Consider the following 7,022-nt stretch of genomic DNA (forward strand, 5'->3'; position numbering starts at 1 on the left):
AAACAGCCGTGCAGACGGGGCCTCTGACACGCCATACAATGAATTATGATTCAATAATCATTTTGATTGACGCCACTCACCTGCTTTGGCATGATCGCCGCCAGTAGCAAGGAGACCCTCATGAAACTCGACGAGCTGGCGAGACTGCATCGCCAGATGCTGGTGATCCGGCGCGCGGAAGAGCGCCTGAAAAAGCTGTTCGCAGACGGTCTTGTGCCGGGATTCCTGCATCTGTCTATCGGGCAGGAAGCGGTTCCGGTCGGCGTATCGCAGGCCCTCACGGACAATGATACAGTGTCATCCAACCACCGAGGCCACGGGCATACGCTGGCAAAAGGTGTTGATTTGAATGGGTTTTTTGCGGAAATCCTTGGCAAGGCAACGGGCCTTTGCAAAGGCCGCGGCGGCTCTATGCATGTGGCCGACCTGAGCAAGGGGATGCTGGGCGCAAACGGGATTGTGGGGGCAGGCCTGCCGATCACCACCGGCAGCGCGCTGGCGCTCAAGATGCAGGGCCAGGGAAATATCGCGGTGGTTTATTTCGGCGATGGTGCGCTGGCCGAAGGCGTGTTGCATGAATGTCTGAACATGGCGGCGCTGTGGAAACTGCCCATCCTTTTCGTTTGCGAAAACAACGGCTGGTCAGAGTTCAGCCCGACCGAACGACAGCTTGCGACAAGTCTCGACAAGCTCGCCAAGGCCTTTAGCATCAAATATTCCGCCGTTGACGGCAATGTGGTGGCCGATGTGACGACCACAGCGGCGCGGCTGGTCAAGACAATGCGGAAAACCTCCGCCCCGGCCATTCTGGAATGCAGCACCACGCGGGTGCGCGGCCATTTCGAGGGCGACCGGCAGGATTACCGTGATGGCGATGAGATCGCGGCGCTTTCTGAACGTGACCCGATACGCCTGAACGCAGCGGAAATGGCGAAGGCCGGCGGCACCCCTGAGATGCTTGCCGAGATTGCCGATTCCGTCGATGCCGAAATCGAAGCCGCCACGGAGGCCGCGCTTGAGGCCCCATTGCCGAGCAGCGCCGATATCCTTGCAGACGTCTATACAAAAGTGGCTGGGTGAACGATGGCAGAGATACGTTATATCAAGGCGGTCAACCAAGCCCTTGCAGATGCAATGGAGGCTGACCCCACGGTCTTTTTGATCGGTGAAGACATTGGCGCGGCGGGGGGCTCGTTCAAGGCGACCCGCGATTTGCTCGACAAGTTCGGCCCCGAGCGGGTTTATGACTCGCCCATTTCCGAGGCGGCGATCACCGGCATGGCCGTGGGCGCAGCGCTTACCGGAATGCGGCCCGTGGTGGAAATCATGTTCATGGATTTCACCACCCTGTCGATGGATATGCTGGTCAACCAGGCGGCCAAGGCCCGGTCGATGTTTGGTGGTCAGGGATCGGTTCCGATGGTTCTGCGCACGCCACATGGCGGCGGGCTGAATGCTGGCCCGCAGCACTCGCAGTGCCTGGAAGCCTGGTTCGCGCATGTGCCGGGGCTTCGCGTTGTTTGCCCCTCCAACCCCGCCGATGCCTACGGGCTGTTGCGGGCCGCCATTGACGACCCCGATCCGGTGATCGTGGTGGAAAACAAGGCGCTATACGCCATGAAGGGCGATTTGCCCGATGACCGCGAGCCGATCGAGATCGGCAAGGGGCGTATTGTTCGCCCCGGTCGCGACGCCACGGTGGTATCTTACGGCGCTGCGGTGGCCATGGCGCAAACCGCTGCCGAAACCATGGCAGAAGAGGGCATTGAGGTTGAAGTGATCGACCTGCGCTCGATTCAGCCGTGGGATGAAGACCTGGTTCTGGAGAGCCTGACGCGCACCCACAATCTTGTGGTCGCACATGAGGCGGTGGAAGCCTTCGGCGTGGGGGCCGAGATTGTTGCCCGCATGGCCGACATTGGCTTTGACCAGCTGGACGGGCCGATCCTTCGGGTCGGCGCGCCCTTTGCTCCGTCGCCATTTGGCAAGACCCTGGAAGACGCCTATCGCCCCGATGCCAGCCAGATCGTTGCGGCGCTCCGCCGGACGCTGGCCTAGTTTCAAGAGGATTCACATGAGCACGAACCCTATCCTTCTCGACGTGGAAAATGCCATTGCCACGATCACCATCAACCGCGCCGAAACGCTGAACGCGCTGGACGTGCCGACGATCCGCGCCATGCACACTGTGCTGGACAAGGTGGAAAACGACCCCGACGTTCGGGTGCTTGTCTTCACCGGCGCGGGCCGTGCCTTTATTGCGGGGGGGGATATTGCCGATCTGAACTCGCGGCAGGGGTTGCCGCATTATCAGGAGTTTGCGGAGGAAATTCACAACCTGTTCCGCCGCATCGAAACCTTTGACAAGCCGACGATCGGCGCGGTGAACGGATTTGCCCTTGGTGGCGGCACCGAACTGCTGCTGGCGCTCGATATTCGCATCCTTTCGGACAAGGCGAAGCTGGGCTTGCCGGAAATCACCCTGGGGCTGTTCCCCGGCGCGGGCGGGACGCAGCGGATCATCCGGCAACTGCCGCTTTGCCGCGCGAAGGAAATCATGTTCACCGGCGATATGCTGACCCCTGATGAGGCGGTCTCGGTCGGGCTGGCGAACCGCGTTGTTCCGCACGATACGCTGATGGACAGCGTCCGCGAAACTGCGGCCAAGATTGCCCACAAATCACCGCTGGTTCTGAAGCTTCTCAAACGCACGCTTTCTGATGGCGGCGACATGCCCCTTTCGGCCGCATTGCGCCATGAACAGGCGATGATCGGGCTGGTTTTGGACAGTGCCGATGCGCATGAAGGATGCGGGGCCTTTCTGGAAAAGCGCGAAGCAACCTTCAAAGGACGCTAGGCATGACCGATCTCGTGATGCCCAAATTCGGACTGACCATGACGGAGGGTTTGCTGACCGAGTGGCATGTTGCCCCCGGCGCGGCGTTCCACGCGGGCGACGTGCTGTTCACGGTCGAGACCGAGAAGGTCGCCAACGACGTGGAAGCGGAAGCCGACGGCGTTCTGGCGGAGATTGTCGTGGCAGAGGGCGAATCCGTGCCTGTGGGCGAACCGGTCGCGCGGCTCGCGCAAGCGGGGGATGACGCGGGCAGCGCGGGCGAGCAGACACAGAGCGCGCCGCCGGTTCTAGATCCAGCCCCAATCCCGGCTCCGGCTGCGGACACGGAAGACGCCCCATCGGCGCGCAAACTGATGGCCGAGCATGATCTGGCGCGTGAGCAGGTGCCCCCGTCCGGGCGCAATGGCCGTGTGACCAAGGGCGATGTGCTGCGCGTTATCGCGACACCTCTGGCGCGAAATATCGCGGCCAAAGAGGGCCTCGATCTGCACAGTGTTGAAGGGTCCGGCCCCATGGGGCGGATCAAGGCGCGTGACGTTGAGGGCGCGGCAAAGCTGCCACCCCGCAGTCAGCCCGCTGCCACCCCAGAGCCAGCCCCAGCGCGGGAAATTACCCCCGATGCGGCACGGCTGGCCACGGCCCGGCGGGTGAGCGCGGCCAAGCGCGACATCCCGCATTTTTATGTCACGCATGAGGCTGAGCTGAGCGCCCTGACCGGGCTGCGCAAGCAGTTGAACGCCGATCCCGATGCACCGCGCGTCAGTGTCACGCATATGCTGATCCGGGCGCTGGGTGTGGCGCTGAGCGAACATCCTGCGATGAACCGCATCTGGGCGGGTGACAAAATCGTGGCCTTCAGCCAGGCGAATATCGGGATGGTCACGCAAACGCCCGACGGGCTGCGCATCCCGGTTATCCGCGATGCCGGCGGGGCCACGCTGGACGATATCGCAACCCAGGCGCGGGATCTGGCCGCGCGTGCCCGCAGCGGCGAGCTGGGAGCCTCCGATGTGGGCGACGGGGTAATCTCGATCTCGAATGTCGGGATGATGGGCGTCACCTCTTTGACGCCAATCATCAACCCGCCGAACGCGATGATCCTGGGTGTTGGTGCCGAACGCCAACTGTTCCGCCCCGACGAAAACGGCGCGCCCGCTCTGCGCCGTGAGCTGACCCTGACGCTGGCCTGCGATCACCGCATCATCGACGGGGCCGACGCCGCCACGTTCCTGGCCGAAATTGTTGCCCTTCTGGAAACGCCATTGCGCTTGCTCCGCCCCGCGCGCGGCACCGCCGACCAAAACGCCGGAGACTAAGATGGATTTCATACTGAACGACGAACAAAAGCTGATGATCGAGACCGCCCGCAAGGTTGGCGAGGCTTTCGGCCCCGATTACTGGCGCGAGAAGGATGCCAACAAGTCCTTCCCCACGGAATGCTGGCAGGCGATCTGCGATGCTGGCCTTTCCGGCGCCATGCTGCCTGATGAACTGGGCGGCGCGGGCCTTGGCATGGTTGAAGTGGCGCTGATCATCGAGGAGCTTTGCGCCGGTGGCGCCGGGGCGACACTGGCGCAGGTCTTCATGCTCAACCCGATCTTTGGCGGTGTATCGGTGGCGAAATACGGCACCGATCAGATGAAGCGTGACTGGTTGCCGAAGATGTGCAGCGGCGAGATGCAGTTTTGCATGGCGCTGACCGAGCCTGACGCGGGCAGCAATTCGCTGGAAATGCGCGCAACAGCAGTGGCCGAAGAGGATGGCTGGCGGTTGAATGGCCAGAAGATCTGGATCACCGGGGTGCCGCAATCGCACAAGATGCTGGTTGGTGCCCGCACAACCCCCATCGAGAAGGCCGCAAAAAAGACCCACGGCATCAGCCTGTTCATGATCGACACGGATCGCGAAGGTGTAAGCCATACTCCGATCGACAAGCTGGGCACGAATACGCTTCCCTCTAGTCAGGTGTTTTTTGACAATGTGCACATCCGCGCTGACGAGCTGATCGGCGATGTGGACAAGGGGTGGTATCAACTGCTGGACGTGCTGAACACCGAACGCATTGTCACCACCGCCGGTTTGATCGGCGCGGGGCGGCTCGCGGTGCGGCTGGGTGTGGATTATGCCAAGGAGCGCCGGGTTTTTGGCCCGACCCCGATTGGTGCCTATCAGGCGATCCAGTTCCCGCTGGCGCAGCATTGGGCAGAACTGGAGGCAGCCAAGCTGCTTAACCTGAAGGCCGCTTCGCTTTTTGACCAAGGGGTGCCGTTTGGATCGGAAAGCAACGCCGCCAAGCTGCTGGCCTCGCAGGCCGCTTCTGCGGTTGCCGAGCGTGCCATGCAGGTGATGGGCGGTATGGGCTTTTCCAAGGAAATGCATGCCGAACGCCTGTGGCGTGACGCGCGACTGTTCCGCTTTGCGCCCGTCTCTGAAGAAATGATCCTGAACTATATCGCGACGGTCAATCTGGGCTTGCCGCGCTCGTACTGACGCGCCTGCCCCCGTTGCTCTACGACCAAGGAGCCAAAAATGCTGAACCTGTCGGCACAGTTACGCTTTCATGCCCAGACCCGTCCGCAGGCCGAGGCGCTGATTTACGGCGAATCGCGGCTGGATTGGGCTACGCTGGAACAGCGGGTTCACCAACTCGCCGGGGGGCTCAGCGAATGCGGAATTGGCGCTGACAGCATCGTTGGCCTAGTGATGAAGAACTCATCGGCCTTTATCGAACTGCTCTACGCTCTGTCTCATGTTGGCGCGGTTTGCCTGCCGATCAACTTTCGCCTGTCGGGAGAGGAGATCGCCTATATCACCGGTCATGCCGGGGTGGATATGGTGGTGGCGGATGCTGAATTCTCGCCGGTTCTCGAAGGGCTCGACCAGCCCGTTCTGATACTGGACAGCGCCGCGCAAGCGGACCCGCGCCAGGTATTGAACGCAGAGCCGCTGGCCACGCCGCATCCGCGAGCGGGCGACGATCTGATGCGGCTTATGTACACCTCGGGCACCACGGACCGGCCCAAGGGGGTGACCCACAGCTACGAGAATTTCCATTTCAAGAACATGGATCTGATCCTGTCATTGCAACTGACGGCGCAGGACCGGCTGTGCATGGTCGGCCCGTTGTATCATGTGGGCGCCTGCGATCTGCCGGGGATGGCGGTGCATGCGATGGGCGGAACGCTGGTTGTGCTGAGGGATTTCGATGCGCAGCGGGTCGTGGACACCATTGCGCGGGAACGGATCACCGGGATCTGGCTGGCCCCGGTGATGACCAGCGGCATTCTGGCGCTGGAGCGCGACAACCTGCCTGATCTGACCTCGCTGCGCTGGTGTATCGCGGGAGGGGACCGCACACCCGAGGCCCGCATACGCGATTTCGGCAGCGTGTTTTCGAATGCGCGCTATGTGGATGCCTACGGCATGACCGAGACCGTTTCAGGGGACACGATGATGGAGCCGGGCCGCGAGTTTGACAAGATCGGCTCGGTCGGGCGGCCTGTCAGCATGGTCGAAGTGGAAATCCGCGACGATACCGGCACCAGCCTCCCCGCCGGGACCGAGGGCGAGATTTGCATGCGCGGCTCAAAGGTTACGCGCGGCTATTGGAAAGACCCGGAGCGCACCGCCGCCGCCATGCACCCGGATGGGTTTTTGCGCTCGGGCGATATGGGCTATCTCGATGCGGACGGGTTTTTGTATTTGACCGACCGCAAGAAAGACATGATCATTTCCGGCGGCGAGAATATTGCATCTTCCGAGTTGGAAAGGGTAATATTTCAAATGCCGCAGGTCGCAGACGTGGCGGTCATTGCCAAGCCCGACGAAAAATGGGGCGAGGTGCCGATGGCCGTAATCGTCCTGGAAGCCGGGCAATCGTTGGAAATGGAGGAACTGGACGCCTATTGCCGAAGCCAGTTGGCCGGGTTCAAATGTCCAAAGGACATGAAGCTGGTTGCGGCGTTGCCCCGAAATCCCTCTGGCAAGATTCTCAAGCGCGTGCTGCGGGATGAAGCCCTGAAAGACCTTTGACCACCTTAGGAGCCCCAGTGCCGAACCAGAAAGCCAGCCCCACAGCGGAGCCCAATTCGCGGGCGTTCAAACAGCCTCGAAAGAAGGCCAGACTGACGCGGGACGAAAAGGCACAACAGACCTATCGCAATCT

Annotated in this window: 6 protein-coding genes; all 6 read left to right on the forward strand. The window is 61.7% G+C overall.

The window, feature by feature from the left end:
• Positions 1-120 precede the first annotated feature (120 nt).
• Genes P1U55_RS12670 through P1U55_RS12695 form a run of 6 tightly spaced genes read left to right on the forward strand, consistent with a single transcriptional unit; the run spans position 121 to position 6,889 of the window.
• The gene (locus tag P1U55_RS12670) at positions 121-1,080 is read left to right on the forward strand and encodes a thiamine pyrophosphate-dependent dehydrogenase E1 component subunit alpha (RefSeq protein ID WP_301047985.1); all 960 of its coding nucleotides are present in this window, start codon (positions 121-123) and stop codon (positions 1,078-1,080) included.
• Positions 1,081-1,083: 3 nt separating this feature from the next.
• Positions 1,084-2,058, forward strand: a complete 975-nt coding sequence (locus P1U55_RS12675) for an alpha-ketoacid dehydrogenase subunit beta (RefSeq protein ID WP_301047986.1) — start codon at positions 1,084-1,086, stop codon at positions 2,056-2,058.
• Positions 2,059-2,074: 16 nt separating this feature from the next.
• Positions 2,075-2,857 carry an enoyl-CoA hydratase/isomerase family protein gene (locus tag P1U55_RS12680; RefSeq protein WP_301047987.1) on the forward strand — a complete coding sequence of 261 codons (783 nt, stop codon included), beginning with the start codon at positions 2,075-2,077 and terminating at the stop codon, positions 2,855-2,857.
• A gap of 2 nt (positions 2,858-2,859) precedes the next feature.
• Entirely contained in the window at positions 2,860-4,173 is a 1,314-nt protein-coding gene (locus tag P1U55_RS12685) for a dihydrolipoamide acetyltransferase family protein (protein ID WP_301047988.1), read from the forward strand.
• A gap of 1 nt (position 4,174) precedes the next feature.
• On the forward strand, positions 4,175-5,347 hold the full coding sequence (locus P1U55_RS12690; protein WP_301047989.1) for an acyl-CoA dehydrogenase family protein: 1,173 nt from the start codon (positions 4,175-4,177) through the stop codon (positions 5,345-5,347).
• 39 nt (positions 5,348-5,386) lie between these two features.
• On the forward strand, positions 5,387-6,889 hold the full coding sequence (locus tag P1U55_RS12695) for an AMP-binding protein (protein WP_301047990.1): 1,503 nt from the start codon (positions 5,387-5,389) through the stop codon (positions 6,887-6,889).
• Positions 6,890-7,022: the final 133 nt, after the last annotated feature.

Source organism: Vannielia sp., assembly GCF_029212645.1.
GTDB lineage: Bacteria > Pseudomonadota > Alphaproteobacteria > Rhodobacterales > Rhodobacteraceae > Vannielia.